9 protein-coding genes are annotated in these 14881 nt (G+C 50.6%); 5 read left to right on the top strand and 4 right to left on the bottom strand.

The genetic code is table 11. The annotated features are described in order from the left end of the window. Positions 1 to 83 precede the first annotated feature (83 nt). Positions 84 to 416, top strand: a complete 333-nt coding sequence (locus EKM99_RS11015; protein WP_125583472.1) for a hypothetical protein — start codon at positions 84 to 86, stop codon at positions 414 to 416. A gap of 781 nt (positions 417 to 1197) precedes the next feature. Here EKM99_RS11015 and EKM99_RS11010 read toward each other — a convergent pair. From EKM99_RS11010 to EKM99_RS11000, 3 genes are all read right to left on the bottom strand, one after another. Then, entirely contained in the window at positions 1198 to 1956 is a 759-nt protein-coding gene (locus tag EKM99_RS11010) for an SDR family oxidoreductase (RefSeq protein WP_125583471.1), read from the bottom strand. A 247-nt stretch (positions 1957 to 2203) separates the two neighbouring features. Continuing rightward, positions 2204 to 4105: a heavy metal translocating P-type ATPase gene (locus EKM99_RS11005; RefSeq protein WP_125583470.1), complete on the bottom strand. Its 1902-nt coding sequence runs from the start codon at positions 4103 to 4105 to the stop codon at positions 2204 to 2206. A gap of 466 nt (positions 4106 to 4571) precedes the next feature. After that, positions 4572 to 6875, bottom strand: a complete 2304-nt coding sequence (locus EKM99_RS11000) for a glycoside hydrolase family 31 protein (RefSeq protein WP_125583469.1) — start codon at positions 6873 to 6875, stop codon at positions 4572 to 4574. A 247-nt stretch (positions 6876 to 7122) separates the two neighbouring features. On the opposite strand from EKM99_RS11000, the gene EKM99_RS10995 reads away from it, so the two are divergent. Both EKM99_RS10995 and EKM99_RS10990 read left to right on the top strand, forming a co-directional pair. Continuing rightward, the gene (locus EKM99_RS10995) at positions 7123 to 9897 is read left to right on the top strand and encodes a DEAD/DEAH box helicase (protein ID WP_125583468.1); all 2775 of its coding nucleotides are present in this window, start codon (positions 7123 to 7125) and stop codon (positions 9895 to 9897) included. A gap of 398 nt (positions 9898 to 10295) precedes the next feature. Beyond that, entirely contained in the window at positions 10296 to 11078 is a 783-nt protein-coding gene (locus tag EKM99_RS10990; RefSeq protein WP_125583467.1) for an alpha/beta fold hydrolase, read from the top strand. 78 nt (positions 11079 to 11156) lie between these two features. Here EKM99_RS10990 and EKM99_RS10985 read toward each other — a convergent pair whose 3' ends face one another. Continuing rightward, entirely contained in the window at positions 11157 to 12110 is a 954-nt protein-coding gene (locus tag EKM99_RS10985; RefSeq protein WP_125583466.1) for a sugar-binding transcriptional regulator, read from the bottom strand. Between the two features lie 617 nt (positions 12111 to 12727). Here EKM99_RS10985 and EKM99_RS10980 point away from each other — a divergent pair. Together EKM99_RS10980 and EKM99_RS10975 are read left to right on the top strand one after the other, a co-directional pair. Continuing rightward, entirely contained in the window at positions 12728 to 13870 is a 1143-nt protein-coding gene (locus tag EKM99_RS10980) for an NAD(P)-dependent malic enzyme (protein WP_125583465.1), read from the top strand. 26 nt (positions 13871 to 13896) lie between these two features. After that, positions 13897 to 14877: an AEC family transporter gene (locus EKM99_RS10975; protein WP_125583464.1), complete on the top strand. Its 981-nt coding sequence runs from the start codon at positions 13897 to 13899 to the stop codon at positions 14875 to 14877. The last annotated feature ends 4 nt before the right edge of the window (positions 14878 to 14881 follow it).

The following is a 14881-nucleotide window of genomic DNA, read 5'->3' as shown; positions in this document are numbered from 1 at the left end:
ATGAGTAAACAAAAAGCACATTCACCGAAGTGAATGTGCCGTTCAAAATCTCCACCAATACGATTTGACAGAGACCCCTTAAAATGAGTTTAATAATCTTAGGAATTATTGGCATTGTGATTGCCGGGTGCCTGGCGTGGGGCGACATGGTCAACAACATGACGCTGACGTACGGGGATGCGGCGACCAACGAAATTGTTCTCTGGGAGCTAACGTCAGCGGCAACCGTCATCTTTGCCATCAGTCTATTTTGGATTCGTTTCCGCGGCATCACCTGCTTGAGCGGCCTGCTGGGCGTCGTCAGTATGAGCGGCTACGCGTTGCTGGTCGGGGTCGGCTTGAGTCCGATGATCAGCGGTTACCTGCTGTATCTGGGCGTCGGCTGCGGGCTGAAGTGTTACGCCAACAAGGTTTAACTACGGCGTGGCTGGTGAAAATGAGACCGGATCGCTGTGGGCGGCCGCTTGGAGCCAACACTGTCGTGAAGTTCGTTCCCGGCAGCGAGCTCAAGGTGCCCTGCTGTGGGGCCCGGCTCCAGCCTGTGGGGCGGTCTTCCGCCTCGACTTGAAACCTCACTGAAACCCGTGAGTTTCCAAGGTCGTCCCATGGCCTAAGCTGAGAAAATTCACTCAGCTAATGCCATCGACACAGCTGGGCACCTTGACTCGCCTCTGGTCACTCTACATGGGTGTTCTCGGCCTCACGGGAGTTAACCTAACCCATTGGCTCATTTTCACCAGCCTTGCGGTTCATGTTGCGCCTAACCAATAGGATTGGCGCAACTCTGGCGTGGGGAATTAAGCATAAAATTAAAGAAACACAGTAAAGGCACAGACTACTATCTTGCGGATAGGGTCTGTGTCTTATTTTTGTGCTGTGGGTTTGCTTTTATACACGGTTAAAATCGACCAGCAGTGTGAACCGGAGGAAGCCAGGGACGGAGCCAGCTGTGTCGACGGTGTTAGCTGATGCTCTGCCAGCTTACACCGTGGGCCAATCTTTGAGACGCAGCACCTTCGCGGCTCAAAGTTGAGGTGGAAGCCCGCTCTATGGCTGGAACCGGCCCCACAGCAGGCGGAGCTCCCTGGAAGCCGCAGGTGGACCAGCCAAACATAACCCGTCAGCAATCCTTGCAATCTCACCCCACAGAAAAAGGCCGCCAGCCATCGCCAGCGGCCCTCATTTTTATCATTAAATTTATTGCGCCGTGTACCCACCGTCAACGACAAATTCGGAGCCGGTCGCAAACTTGGACTCGTTGGAAGCCAAGTAGACACAGATGTAGGCGATATCGTTAGGTTCACCGATGTGGCCCATTGGCGTCTTGGTGCGGGCAGACATGGCTGCTTCGGCACCTGGTAAGTCGTCAACCAGTGGCGTCTTGATGTAGCCGGGGTGCACGGTGTTGACCCGCACATCGTAGTCCTTCAAGGCACAGTCGAGGGCGGCTGACTTGGACATGATCCGCACAGCACCCTTGGAAGCGTTGTAGGCGCCCAAGCTAGGGTCACCGACGAAGCCTTCAATGGAGGACATGTTGATGATGGAAGCACCCAAGCCCTTGTTCTTCATCCGTTGAATTCCCAAACGGGTACCGAAGAAGACCCCATCCAAGTTAACGGAAAGCAGCTTGCGCCATTCTTCAGTCGTGGTTTCTTCAACGCTCTTGTTCACGGCGATGCCGGCGTTGTTCACAATCGTGGAAACGGGGCCGAAAGCCTTTTCGGTTGCGTCAAACAGCTTCACCCAACCGTCTTCGTCAGAAGAATCGTGTTGGAAGAATTGGATGACATCTGGTGTCCCAATTCCTTTAGCAGCTTTTTCACCAACATCGCTGTGACGACCAGTGATCATCACCTTGGCGCCTTCTTCAACAAACTTGGTAGCGATAGCTAAACCAATACCAAGCGTACCACCCGTAACGATTGCAACTTTTCCGTCTAAACGATGAGCCATCTGAATTACCTCCATAGATTAAAGTGAACTGTTTCACATGTATGAGCTTATTGTGCAACTTTTTTACACAAATGACAAGCAATTTGTGAATTATTTTCAAATGGACTAGACAACCGGTTGCCAAAAGTGAGGCCTAGCAAGGGAAACGTGCCATTAGTAAAAAAATAAAAAGCCCTCGCTACCAACCGATTGGGGATGGCAGTGAACGCTTAGGGTGCGGAACTAATTTTTCAGGAAAACGCTGCGGCTAGTTCGTGGCTAACTGTTGGGCCACTGGCTTGGGTTCCTTGGTGCCGCGGGGCTTGTAGCCAATCAGGCGCATCGCGTTGAAGATGACGACCAGGATGGAGGCTTCGTGGACGAACATCCCACTGGCCATGTAGATGTAACCGTAGACCAGGCCAATCAACAGGAAGGCGACCGTCAAGATGGCGATGGTGATGTTTTCCTTGGTGTTGGCGGAGGTCTTCTTGGCCAAGCCGACCGCGTGGTTCAGAGCGGTGAAGCTGGATTGCATCAGGACGACATCGGCCGTTTCAATGGCGACGTCGGTCCCGCCACCCATGGCAATGCCAACGCTGGCGGTGGCCAGGGACGGGCTGTCGTTGATGCCGTCGCCCACGAAGGCCACGTTCCGACCGCTGTCTTGGAACTTCTTCACAAAGGTCACCTTGTCGGCTGGCAGTAAGTCGGCGTGAACCTCGTCAATACCCAGGGATTCCGCAACGGCTGAGGCGGTCGCTTGGTTGTCACCGGTCAACATGACCAGGTGCTTGATTCCTTGACGTTTCAAAGCTGCTAAGGCCGCTGGAACTTCGGGACGAACCGTGTCGGCCACGCCCAGGATAAAGGCGAGTTGGCCTTGGTAACCGACCAGGACGGTTGATTGGCCTTCGTCTTGCATCTCGTGCAGGTCGCTGAGTTGGGCGTCAGTCAAGGTGATGCCGTTGTCCTTGAGTAAAGCGGCGTTACCAACGTACAGGTCGCTGTCGTGCCAATTGCCGACCATGCCGCGGCCCTTGATGGTTTCCGTTTCCATGGCGCTAGCGTCGGCTGGTAAATGGGCGCTCAAGTGGGCGACGATGGCCTGGGCTAAGGGGTGATCGGAGGTCTGTTCAACCTGAGCGACGCCGGCTAAGAGGGAAGCATCGTTCGTATATTGTTGCATGCCGGCGACCGTCATTTTACCAGTAGTCAGGGTACCGGTCTTGTCAAAGACAATGGTATCAACCTTAGCGAGGCTTTCGACCACGTCGCCACCCTTGATTAGGATACCGTTCTTGGCGCCGTTACCGATGCCGGCCACGTTAGACACGGGGGCACCAATCACCAAGGCACCGGGGCAACCGAGGACTAGGACAGTGATGGCCAAACGCAGGTCACGGGAGAAAACGAAAACCAGAATGGCAATCACCAGGACGGCCGGTGTATAGTACTGCGCAAATTTATCAATGAACTTTTCAGCGGGGGACTTGGTGTCTTGGGCTTCTTCGACCAGTTCGATAATCTTGGAGAAGGTCGTCTCGTCACCGACTTGGGTGGCTTCGATGGTCAGGGTGCCACTTTCAACCATGGCGCCGGAGTAAACGCCATCACCATTTTGCTTATTAACCGGCCGGGATTCACCGGTAATCGAGGCTTCGTTGACGTAACCAGTGCCGTCCACGATTTTACCATCGACGGGCACTTGGCCACCGGCCTTGACTAGGACGACGTTGCCTTCTTCCAGGTCATCGACGTCGACTTCTTCAGTCGTGCCGTCGTCATTGACCAGTTGTGCGGTCGTTGGGGCCATTTCCGTCAATGATTGAATGGCGCCACGGGTCTTGGCCAGCGTTTTCTGTTCGAGGTAAGAACCGAAGAGAAAGAGGAAGGTCACGATGGCTGATTCTTCAAATTCACCGATGGCAAACGCACCGATGACGGCGATGCCGACCAGGAGTTCAATGCTGAAGACCTTGGCTTTCAACGCGCTGATGGCCCGCAAGACGATGGGGGCGGCCGCAATCACGGAGGCGATGATCCAGGCAACGTCGGTCACGTAAGGCACGTGGGTGAACCAGGTGTTCAGGAAGCCGAGGATAATCAAGCCGGCAGACCAGAAGGTAATGGGATTGGTATGGCTGTAAATATAACGTTGAAATTTCATGGGTAGCATCCTTTCTAATGTTCGTTCTTAAGTAATTGGTTTGGCGTTCCTTGTTTATGTACCCATTATGCCTGCGATTGGGGGGGATTAACTTGATGTGAATCAAGTTGGGAAAATTCGTTGGGATTTTTTGTGGAGATTGGGATGGCGTGCTTGTAGCTGGACCGATTGATAGGTTATTAGGCGCTCTAAATCTTGATACACCAGTCTGTAGCGGAGTATTGTAACAACTCTTTGAGAATCGTAACTAAGTATGGTTACGATTCTTTGAAATATGTTACAATACTTCGACTGTCAGGTCGGTGAGACAGGAATGAAATTTTCTCTAAACAAAAACGCATGTAAAAACCCCGTAAAGTCAGCGGCTGTTTTCGCTGATTCTACAGGGTTTTTGGTTAACCGTTAAGTGGTTAAGCTAGTTGGCAAGTTGTTGATAAACTGACGACGGGTCACACACCACATCGACCTAAGCCCGATACGTGTGACTAGCCGCGTCATAGGTGAGCGTGACGGCATCGGCTGGCAAATCAATCGTGATCGTCTGGTAAACGGGCGCAAAACCTTGGTGCGTTATTTGCACGCTGGCTTCACCATTGGCCACCGTAATCGTATAGCGGTTGAACTCGCCATTCTCATAAGCAAAGTCCTGGCCGTTATCTTGGTAGTGGTCGTAGCGGGCATTTTGGCCGAAAGCCTTGAAGGTCATGGTCGCGTCGGGTGTTGCGGCAACGTGGCTGACTTCTTGGCCCCACGGCAACAGCGTGTCCTTCTTGATAAATAGCGGCAGCTTGTCCAGGGGTGCGTCGACCAGAATGTCTTGGTTGCCCGGGTACTCGCGGTTGTTCCAGAAGTCGATCCAGTCGCCGGCCGGGAGATAAACGGTGCGGTTGATTTTGGATTTCTGCACGATGGGGGCGACCAGCACGGTGTCACCAACCATGAATTCATCGTCCAGGTCCCGCACGCGGCTGTCCGCTGGGTAATTCAAGACCAGTGGCCGCATGATTGGCAGACCGTTGGCCGCTTCCTGCGCAAACAGGTCGTAGAGGTAGGGGATAAAGCGGTAGCGCAGTTTCAGGTATTTACGATAAATCGTTAACGTTGGTTCGCCGAAACTCCACGGCTCTTGATGCCGGGTGCCCATGGCCGCGTGGTTACGCAACAGCGGACTGAAAATGGCAGCCTCAATCCAGCGGGTCAACAGCTCGGCCGAGGAGTCGGATGCAAAGCCACCGATGTCGGTGCCGACGAAGCTGAATCCACTCAGCCCTAAGTTGCAGAGCTGGGGAATCATCATTTGCAGGTGAGGCCACATGCTGCGGTTGTCGCCGGTCCAAACGGTCGAATACTTCTGCGTTCCCGCGTAAGCCGCCCGGGTGATGACGTAGGGGCGCTTGCCCTGTTGCGCCTTCAAGCCGGCGTAAGTGGCCTTGGCCATGTTGTGGCCGTAAACGTTGTGCATCTTCTTGTGGGTCGCTGGCGTGTTCTGGTCGTGGAAGACCACGTCGTCTGGAATTTCGCCTTCAAACGTAGCGGGTTCGTTCATGTCGATCCAGACACCGCCGACGCCCATGTCGGTCAAAAATTGATTGTTGTTGGCCCACCACTGGCGGACGTCGGGGCGACCGAAGTCGGGAAATGCCGAATCGCCGGGCCAAACTTTGTTGATGTAGACCTTACCGGCAGGCGTTTTCACAAAATAATTGTTTTTAACACCCGCGGCGTAGACGTCGTAGTCGGGATCCTGTTTGACGCCGGGATCGATGATGGGAATCACCTTGATGCCCTGGTCCTTTAGGCTGGCGACAAACCGCTTCGGGTCGGCGTACTTGGTGTGATCCCAGGTGAAGACCCGGTAGCCGCGCATGTAGTCGACGTCAAAGTGAATCGCGTCACAGGGGAGGTCGTGTTGCTTGAGGCCATCGGCAATCGCTTGAACCTCGGCCTCGCTGGCACTGTAGCCCCAACGGGATTGTTGATAGCCCAGCGTCCATTTCTGCGGCAACGGGGTCCGGCCGGTCAAATAGGTATAGTTGGTGACGACGGCCTTCAACGTGGCCCCGCCGATAATGTAGTAGTCGAGGTTCCCGTCAACGGCGGAGTAGAAGTAATAGTCGTCGCTTTCCTTGCCCATGTCAAAGTGACTCTTGTAGGTGTTGTCGAAAAATAAGCCGTACGGATGGCCGTTCTTCAGGCCCAGCATGATGGGGATGGACTTGTAAATGTTGGGTAAAATTTCCAGCTGCGGGTCCGGGTAGTCGACGTTCCAGTTGTCGTACTCAAAGCCCCGTTTATCAAGGTAACCGGTCTTGTCACCCAGGCCGTAGAGCTGTTCGTCGGGCGCCAGATTTTTGGTAACCTCGTAGTAACTGGTATTGGCCTTGGTCGTGGACTTGGTCACGCTGTGGCCCTCGGCCTCGACCAGGCGCTCGTGAACCTTGTCGACCCCTTTGTCGAGTAGCGTGCGTTCACCCCGGTAGTCGGTGACGAGGGCGTTCCCCTGGGCATCATAAACGTCGAGGTGCCGGTCAGCATCGAGATTGAGCGTCAACGCGCTGGTGGTCAAGGTGTAGTGATCAGCGGCGGTGGTCAGGGTAAACGGCGTTGGCGTCTGCTTGGCGCCCTCGATGGCGTAGGAAGTACCGTCGTTGCCGCGATACTGGTAGACCCGAACAATTTCGGGCGTCAGAACGGTTAACTGCAGGTCGCCGGCGGGGTAGTGAAACGTGATGGTTTGATCTTCTTGTTGGTAGGTTGGTAAGGCTTTCATTGGTGGGTTCTCCTTTTTTTCGCTGACTTTATTATAGGACTTTGTGGGAGCGATGTAAGAGATAGTTGGTTCTGGTGGTCGTCAATATTTTGAGACCTTTAACAGATAAATCTGAAAAATCTGTTGACTGACCGTCTTAAATGACAGTTAGTTACCACTTTTAGCGACAATCATTAATAAAAAGATGTCTTAGCGTGCTGTAATCGTTTACAATCAAAGCAACGATTTAAATTGAGGAGGATGCCATTTGGACTGGCAATATCAGGATGCTGCAGGTAATCAATATCGCTTGAAAGCTATCGCCACGAATCGCCTCACTGGCGAGAAGGAGGCGGTCTATATTGTCTGCCAGACGCAAGAAATTATGGTGGAGCCACTCAGTAGCTTTGAGCAGCGAGTGGTTGTGGTCGATGAGCCGGTTCGTGAAGTTGGATTGACTAGTCAGCAGAAGATTGAACTCTATCGCTCACGATTTAATGCTCGGTCTGATATTTACGCTAAACGGTATTACAACAAGAAGGCCCAGAAGGATGTATACAGCCCAGCCACTGGTTTTATCGACGGTCGGCCCAACCGTGATGATCTGTTGCCGCTGACTGATGAAGTTGTAAGGGAACATCTAAAAGGAAAAATTTTCATCGGGCTATACCCGTTGCTAAAGGATGATACAACCAATTTCTTAGTGATTGATGTTGATAAGCATAATTGGCAAGAGATCACAAAGTCGTTATGCAAGGTCTGCCATCAGGCGACTATTTCCGTGGCGGTTGAGCGTTCTCAGTCAGGGAATGGCGCACATTTGTGGATCTTCTTTGCACATAAGATTGTGGCGGAGTTAGCGCGTCAATTAGGCCAAGCCATTTTAAAACGAGCGATGGCTATTAATCCTGATATCTCATTCTCAGCCTTTGACCGATTGTTTCCAAGTCAGGATCATTTGACGCAGAAAGGCTTTGGTAACCTGATTGCGGCGTCGTTACAGTATCAACGCGTCAAGTTGGGGAATAGTTTATTCATTGATGGAGATTTCAAGCCATACCCAAACCAGTGGACTTTTTTAGCACAGATAAAATTGGTGGATGAAAGATTGGTCAAGGCTGCGATTGCCAAACTGGAAGAGGGAAATACCTTTAGACTTTTCCAGCAATTGGACACATATGAACCGGATTTGTTAAAGGATGACTTGTTAGCCATCAAGCCTGGTGTGAAAATTATTCGCCGTGATCAGCTATACATTGATATGACCGAATTGAATGCCAGTCAGGTCAACGCATTGCGCTGGGCAGCGACGTTTAATAATCCTGACTTTTATCAAAAGCAAAAGCAACGGTTCAGTACTTGGGACACGCCACGGTACGTTTCATTGGCGAGTCATCAAGAAAAGTACTTAGTTTTACCGCGTGGCATTGAGTGGTTTTTGACAGACCGGCTACCACAACCGGAGTTTATTGATGAGACTGAGGCAGGGCAATCACTACATGTGAGTTTTAAGGGAGAACTCCGACCCGACCAGCTTGCGGCACAGAAAGCTTTATTGTCCCAGAACATGGGCGTCCTGGCTGCTAGAACCGGATTTGGTAAGACGGTCATTGCTGCCAGTTTAATTGCCGAGCGGGCTGTGAGCACTCTAATTATTGTGAATAATCGTGAATTGGCTCATCAGTGGTGTCAGCAGTTACAACAATTTCTAACGATTACGGATGAGCCCTGGGTCGAGCTGACCAAGACGGGCCGGAAGAAGAAAAAGTCCGTGATTGGTACTTATTTTGGTAATCATAAATCCGCTAGTCGATTAGTAGATGTCGCAACGGTTCAAACGCTGAGTCGGATGGCTAACCTCCCTGAGTTTTTAAATCATTATGGAATGGTTATTGTGGATGAAGTCCATCACTTAGCCGCTGTGACCTTTGACGAGGTGATTAAGCAATCCCCAGCACGATATATCTATGGATTGTCTGCCACGCCGTATCGTCGGGATGGTTGGGACCCAATCATCTTTATGCGTGCGGGAAAAATTGCTTATCAAACAGCGAAAACCGATGAAAAGCAATTGCTTAAAACGAATCGAACCGTTGTCTTACGAACGACTAGTATGGGTGAGTTAAACGGGGGTGTGATGAATCAAAATAGCATGCAGGACAACTATGAGGCAATGATTAATGACCGTGATCGCAATCAATTGATTGCGACAGATATTCTAGCTAACTTCAAACAAGGGAAGCACCAACTGGTGTTGACGCAACGGCTGGAGCAAATTGATATATTGAAGTTGGCATTAAGCTCACAGTCAGAGTTAGTGGTTTTTGAGTTGTCTGGTAGACAGAAACCTAAGATCAATCAACAAAACATTCAAGAGATCAAGGCGTGTCAGACACCCTACGTAATCTTGGCGACAGGAAGTTACGTGGGTGAGGGGTTTGACGTTCATACAATAGATACGTTACTGTTGGCAATGCCAGTTTCCTGGAAGGGGAGCGTTGAGCAGTATTTAGGACGGTTGAATCGGGATTTAGAAAATAAATCCGACCTGATTGTTTATGACTACGTCGATTTATTTGTTCCGATGCTGGCGAAAATGTATCAGAAGCGGCAAAAAACCTACCGTGAACTTCACTATCAAATTAAATCCAATGAAGCGCAATCCGTTGTACAATTCAGAAGTGGAAAACCAGGTTTAGGGAAACTACAAGCCGACATTCAAAACAGCGCGACTGGAATTGTTGTGGGAGTAACGTCAGATCATCCAGCCATCATTGGCTTTTTGAAGAAATTGCAAGGGCCAAAGGTGACAGTAGTGTGCTTGCCGAAGGTTTTGCAGGCATGCAAAGACTTGCGGGATGTGAAAATTGTCGAAAGTTCGCAGGCGTTAAACACGTTAATTATTGATGGTAAAGCAGTCTGGTACGATTACCAGCAACTCCTCTTTCATGCACAGGAAAGTTCCGCGCTGGAATTTGACAGTTCACAGTTGGCGGAACGATTTTTGAAAGTCTTTTTGAATGAGGAACCGCGGTTGTTTTAAGGAATGGTTGGGGAAGTGAAGTGGAAGTGGAACTAAGAGACTTGTGGTGAATATGATGACAAGTACGGTGTGGTGAGCTTGAAGTAGAATTGGTGAACTTGAAGTAGAATTGGTGAGCTTGAAGTAGAATTGGTGAGCTTGAAGTAGAATTGGTGAGCTTGAAGTAGAATTGGTGAGCTTGAAGTAGAATTGGTGAGCTTGAAGTAGAATTGGTGAGCTTGAAGTAGAATTGGTGAGCTTGAAGTAGAATTGGTGAGCTTGAAGTAGAGTTGATGAGCTAGAGTGAAAATTAGATGCCTACTCAAAAAAATAGTAATCCCATCACCCCACACCGTCAGCTTGACCCCCACGGCAGTTAGCCGTAAACTAAATGACAATTTGAAAAGGGGCGGCGACAAATGCAGTTTAAAACAAATGATGGTGTGACCTTAAGTTATGACGATGAAGGGACGGGCGTACCCATTGTTATTCTGACCGGGATTGGTGGCAGTCGTGTCATTTGGGCGGCCCAGATTCCCCGCCTAATCGCGGCCGGTTATCGGGTCATCAACCTTGACGCCCGTAACCAGGGGGCCTCGGCGCACACGATTTATGGTCGGCGAATTACTCGGCATGCCATGGACGTGGCGGAACTCATGGATGAGCTTGAGTTGGATCAGGTTATTTTACTGGGCAATTCGTTGGGTGCAGCGACCTTCTTTGCCTACCTCTCATTATTTGGTGAGCAGCGGGTCAAGGCCGTCATCGACGTTGACCAGAGTCCTAAAATGGTGGCGGAAGAGGGCTGGTCATACGGTTTTAAGGACCTCACATGGGAAACCTTCCCGGCCCTGTTGATGGCACCACTTGGAAAATCAACAGCGGGTCCCATTGACGATGCCGTCTACGCCCAGGTTAAGGCGGCCAGTGCGGCCCATCCGTATGATGCAGCAATGAACGTGCCCTTATTGATTGACCACGCCGCCCAGGATTGGCGAGATGTGTTGATTCATTTGCAGGCGCCACTCCTAATCGTGGCTGGGCAGGAGTCGCCGTACTTTAACAGTGACTTTGCGGCGGCCAGTGCGGGCATGGCGCACAACGGCACGGCAAAAGTGGTGCCCCATGCCGGTCACGTGGTCATGGCGGAACAGCCAGCGGCATTCAACCAGATTCTATTGGACTTTTTGAAGACACTTTAAAAATGTTATCTGAACAGAAAAGGTATCAGCTGATTTCCCAGGAATAGGGGCGTCACCTGATACCTTTTTCATTTGCGCTTAAACTTCTTTGTTCGCAGTCAAAATCCGTTGGGCGATCCCTTCGTCGATCACGAGATCCGTCAACAATTTTCCTCGCAACGCGCCCAGTGCCGCATAGGTCTTAAACTTGCTCTTGATCACGGCAAAACGGCGGGGAGTCGCTAATACTTCGTCGATTGAGATGCCGACGACGGTGTCCTTTTCCGGAATCAAAAAGTTTCCGTGAATGTCATAGGGCCGGCCGAACAGCATACCCGCAATCTGGCTGGTATCAACGCCGGGGAAAATCTGGTCCTTGGCCGTCTTCCAAATGGGAATCGAGTCGATCGATGAAATCGTGCCAATCCCACAGAATAACATGTCCATCCGTGAGGCAATCACCATCGTCCGTTGGAGGGCGGGCTCTTTCGGCAGGAGGTCGTGAACCGTTTGGTTGGTCACGTACAGCGGGGCCGGCAACGTCACGTAGTCAGCCTCAAAGCGCGAGGCCGCGTGTTCGACCATCCGGGTGGAACCAGTCCGCGAGTTGTATTTCATATTCTCACCGACGAATTGGGTGAACGTTAGGTCCTCTTGTAGTTTCGATTTGAAATGGTCGATGATACTGTGGACCGTGCTGCCCCAGGCCAGGCCGACCACGTGGCTTTCGGTGATCAGCTGTTCGATGCGTTCCGCTGCGTAAACGACGATGTTGCTGGCGTTCGTGTCGGAATTACCATCGCCGCGGAGAATGGCGACGTGGGGAATATCAAACGCCTTTTTAAATTCCGTTTCCAATTGAAAGTTTCGCGCCACGGGGGCGTTGATTTGGATGGAAACAATGCCGGCCTTGAGCGCTTCGTCGAGGTCCTTGGTGATGAGGTAACGGCTCAGATTATATTTACGGGCAATATCCGAGATGGGCAGGCTACCGTAGTAGTAATCCTGCGCAATCAAAACGAGCAGTTCCTCATGGGTTAAATTATTTTCCATACTGCAGTCCTCCACTATGAGTTCAAATTTTTATGTGAAAAGTTAAGTGATTTATGACAGTCATTATTAGTTAATCGAGTTGCGTTGGTCCGCACTGCGGTCGCCAAGAACACGCTACTACGAGAGCGTCAGCGTGACTCGAAAGGCCAGCAAACATGGCTCAGTACCATTTCAGCTCATATCTGCGAGTAAGATGAAAGAAATCTTCAGAGTAAGGTTACGCTCTCCAGCCTACACAAAAGTAAGTATACCATTTTAGCAATTAACCTGGGGTGTGAGTTGGTTTGGCAGGAAGCGGAACTAAGGCGAGTACTTTGGGTATCGCCAACCCTGCAAGCAACTATGATTTAGCTGGGCAACTCGTGAAGTGACTGGCTGATTGACGTCAAAACCGGTGAAACGGTGGCTAAATTATCGTGAAAATTGTTAAATAGGCCAACTTTGCTTAAAACGGCTTCACTTATTTTAACATTTTAAACGAATGTTTTTAAATATGTCAAAAATAAAATAAAAATTTGCAATATTTAAAAAATGCGAGTAAGATGAGCCTTGTTAAAAGATACACGAGATAGTCATTACGTAAAATTTAGATGTGGAAATAGAAAGGAATGAACTTAATGGACAAGGATGAGATTGTTGAGCTCCATGAGGAAAATACGGGGGTACTTGAGATTGGCGCCGAAATGGCCGTCAAGAACAAGACCGACCTCGGAAAGGCTTACACACCAGGTGTTGCCCAGATTTCTAAGGCCATTGAACAGAATCCTGAATTGAAGGATAAATTGACCATGAGCGGTAAGTTAGTTGCCGTCGTCACCGATGGTTCAGCCGTCTTGGGCCTGGGGAACATCGGTCCTGCCGGTGGGCTACCAGTTGTTGAAGGCAAAGCACTCTTATACAAGGACTTAGCTGGCGTCAATGCCTTACCATTGGCCGTCAACCAGGTGCCAGTCGACGATTTCGTCAAATCCATCAAGAACTTATCCCTTTCATTTGCCGGGGTTCACCTGGAAGATATCGCCGCACCCCGTTGCTTTGAAATTGAAGAGCAGCTGGCCGCACAGTTAGACATCCCCGTTTACCATGATGACCAAGAGGGGACAGCCATTGTTGTTCTTGCCGGGTTGATCAATGCCGCCAAGGTTGTAAACAAGCCTCTGAAGGACTTGAAGGTTGTCTTAAATGGTGTTGGCGCTTCTGGGGTTGCCACCGCCAAGCTGCTGAACGGGATTGGGATGAACAACATTACCTTAGTCGATATCGACGGGGTCGTTCAACCCGATTCAACCGGCTACAACGCCTATCAAACCGGCCTGGCCAAGCAAATTGGCTTAGACGTGACCGGCACCACGCTCGATGACATCATCGACGGTCAGGACGTCTTCATTGGCCTGTCCGACGCCGACGTGCTCTCTGCCGACCAAGTCAAGCGGATGGCCGCGGATCCCATCATCTTCGCGTTAGCAAATCCTAAGCCAGAAATTGACCCCCAAGTCGCCGCTGATGCTGGTGCCAAGGTCATCGCTACTGGTTCTAGCCAATACGCCAACCAAGTTAACAACATCTTAGTCTTCCCTGGATTGTTTAAGGGCCTGCTCAGAAGTGGTTTGAAGCGCGTCGATCTCGACATCGAAGCCACAGCTGCCAAAGCATTGGCCAGCCTCGTTGCCCAACCAACCGCTGACCGCATCGTGCCAGGCGTCTTTGACGAAGGGGTTGTCGCAACCGTTACCAAAGCCATCATGGCTGCCGCAAAATAAATTGCTGATAAAGGAAGTTTAGTCTTATGAGTATTTTCTTAACGTCAATTCAAAGTGTCCTCGCAATTGTTCTGATGATCGCTGTGGGTTATTACGGCCAACAAAAGGGCTGGTTCGATGAAAAATTCTCCGGCTCACTGTCAAAATTAATTATGCAAATTTCTTTGCCAGCGTCAATCTTCATGGCAATGATGAAATTCTTCAACCCATCGAAATTGGCTACGCTGTCAACCGGGGTTATTTACACGATCATCTCCATTCTGGTCGGTTACTTGGTTGCTTGGGCCTTCGTTCGGGTCGTTCACGTTCCTCGTGGTCGCCGTGGCTTGATGATGACGGCGATTAACGGTGCCAACACCGTGTTCATTGGGATGCCTTTGAACGTCGCACTGTTTGGCCAAGTCTCCGTGCCTTACTTACTGACGTACTACATCGTTAACACGGTTATTATCTGGACGTTAGGTGTTTGGGTAATTGCTGGGGATGACCCCACAATTGACCGTGACGGCGGTAACAAAGCCAGTTTTGACTGGCACCACTTGATTCCAACGCCACTCTGGGGCTTCATTATCTCCCTGCCATTCATTTACATTCCGGGCTGGGAAAGTGGCCTGATGAAATTGACCTTCGCCACCACTGCCTTAACGGACATTGGTGCGCTGGTAACACCGCTATCATTGATTTACATTGGGATTATGTTGAAGCGCTTTGGGATTCTCAACATGCGCTTTGACGGCAACGTGATCAGCACCCTGCTGGGCCGCTTCGTCGTTTCCCCAATCATTATGGCAATCATCATCTTCTGTGGCCTCCACGTGGGTGTTCACATTGGCGGGGTCTTCCAACAAACGCTGATTATTCAAGCCGCAACACCATCTTTGGCCGTACTGCCAATCTTAGCAAATACGTACCACAGCGACGTGAAGTTTGCAACGAACATCGTGGTTTCCACATCTGTGCTCTTCATCATCGTCGTCCCAATTATCATGGTCTTACAGAACCTTTAGTCGC

This window comes from Levilactobacillus cerevisiae (assembly GCF_003946245.1).
GTDB classification, from domain to species: domain Bacteria; phylum Bacillota; class Bacilli; order Lactobacillales; family Lactobacillaceae; genus Levilactobacillus; species Levilactobacillus cerevisiae.
Note: the sequence above shows the minus strand (reverse complement) of the source record. Positions and strands in the feature narration are given on the sequence as shown.

What these genes read in the sequence shown, in the direction of transcription:
- EKM99_RS10980 (WP_125583465.1), top strand. Translation starts at nt 12,728, where the DNA reads ATGGACAAGGATGAGATTGTTGAGCTCCATGAGGAAAATACGGGGGTA.
- EKM99_RS11000 (WP_125583469.1), bottom strand. Translation starts at nt 6,875, where the DNA reads ATGAAAGCCTTACCAACCTACCAACAAGAAGATCAAACCATCACGTTT.
- EKM99_RS10975 (WP_125583464.1), top strand. Translation starts at nt 13,897, where the DNA reads ATGAGTATTTTCTTAACGTCAATTCAAAGTGTCCTCGCAATTGTTCTG.
- EKM99_RS10990 (WP_125583467.1), top strand. Translation starts at nt 10,296, where the DNA reads ATGCAGTTTAAAACAAATGATGGTGTGACCTTAAGTTATGACGATGAA.
- EKM99_RS11010 (WP_125583471.1), bottom strand. Translation starts at nt 1,956, where the DNA reads ATGGCTCATCGTTTAGACGGAAAAGTTGCAATCGTTACGGGTGGTACG.
- EKM99_RS10985 (WP_125583466.1), bottom strand. Translation starts at nt 12,110, where the DNA reads ATGGAAAATAATTTAACCCATGAGGAACTGCTCGTTTTGATTGCGCAG.
- EKM99_RS11015 (WP_125583472.1), top strand. Translation starts at nt 84, where the DNA reads ATGAGTTTAATAATCTTAGGAATTATTGGCATTGTGATTGCCGGGTGC.
- EKM99_RS11005 (WP_125583470.1), bottom strand. Translation starts at nt 4,105, where the DNA reads ATGAAATTTCAACGTTATATTTACAGCCATACCAATCCCATTACCTTC.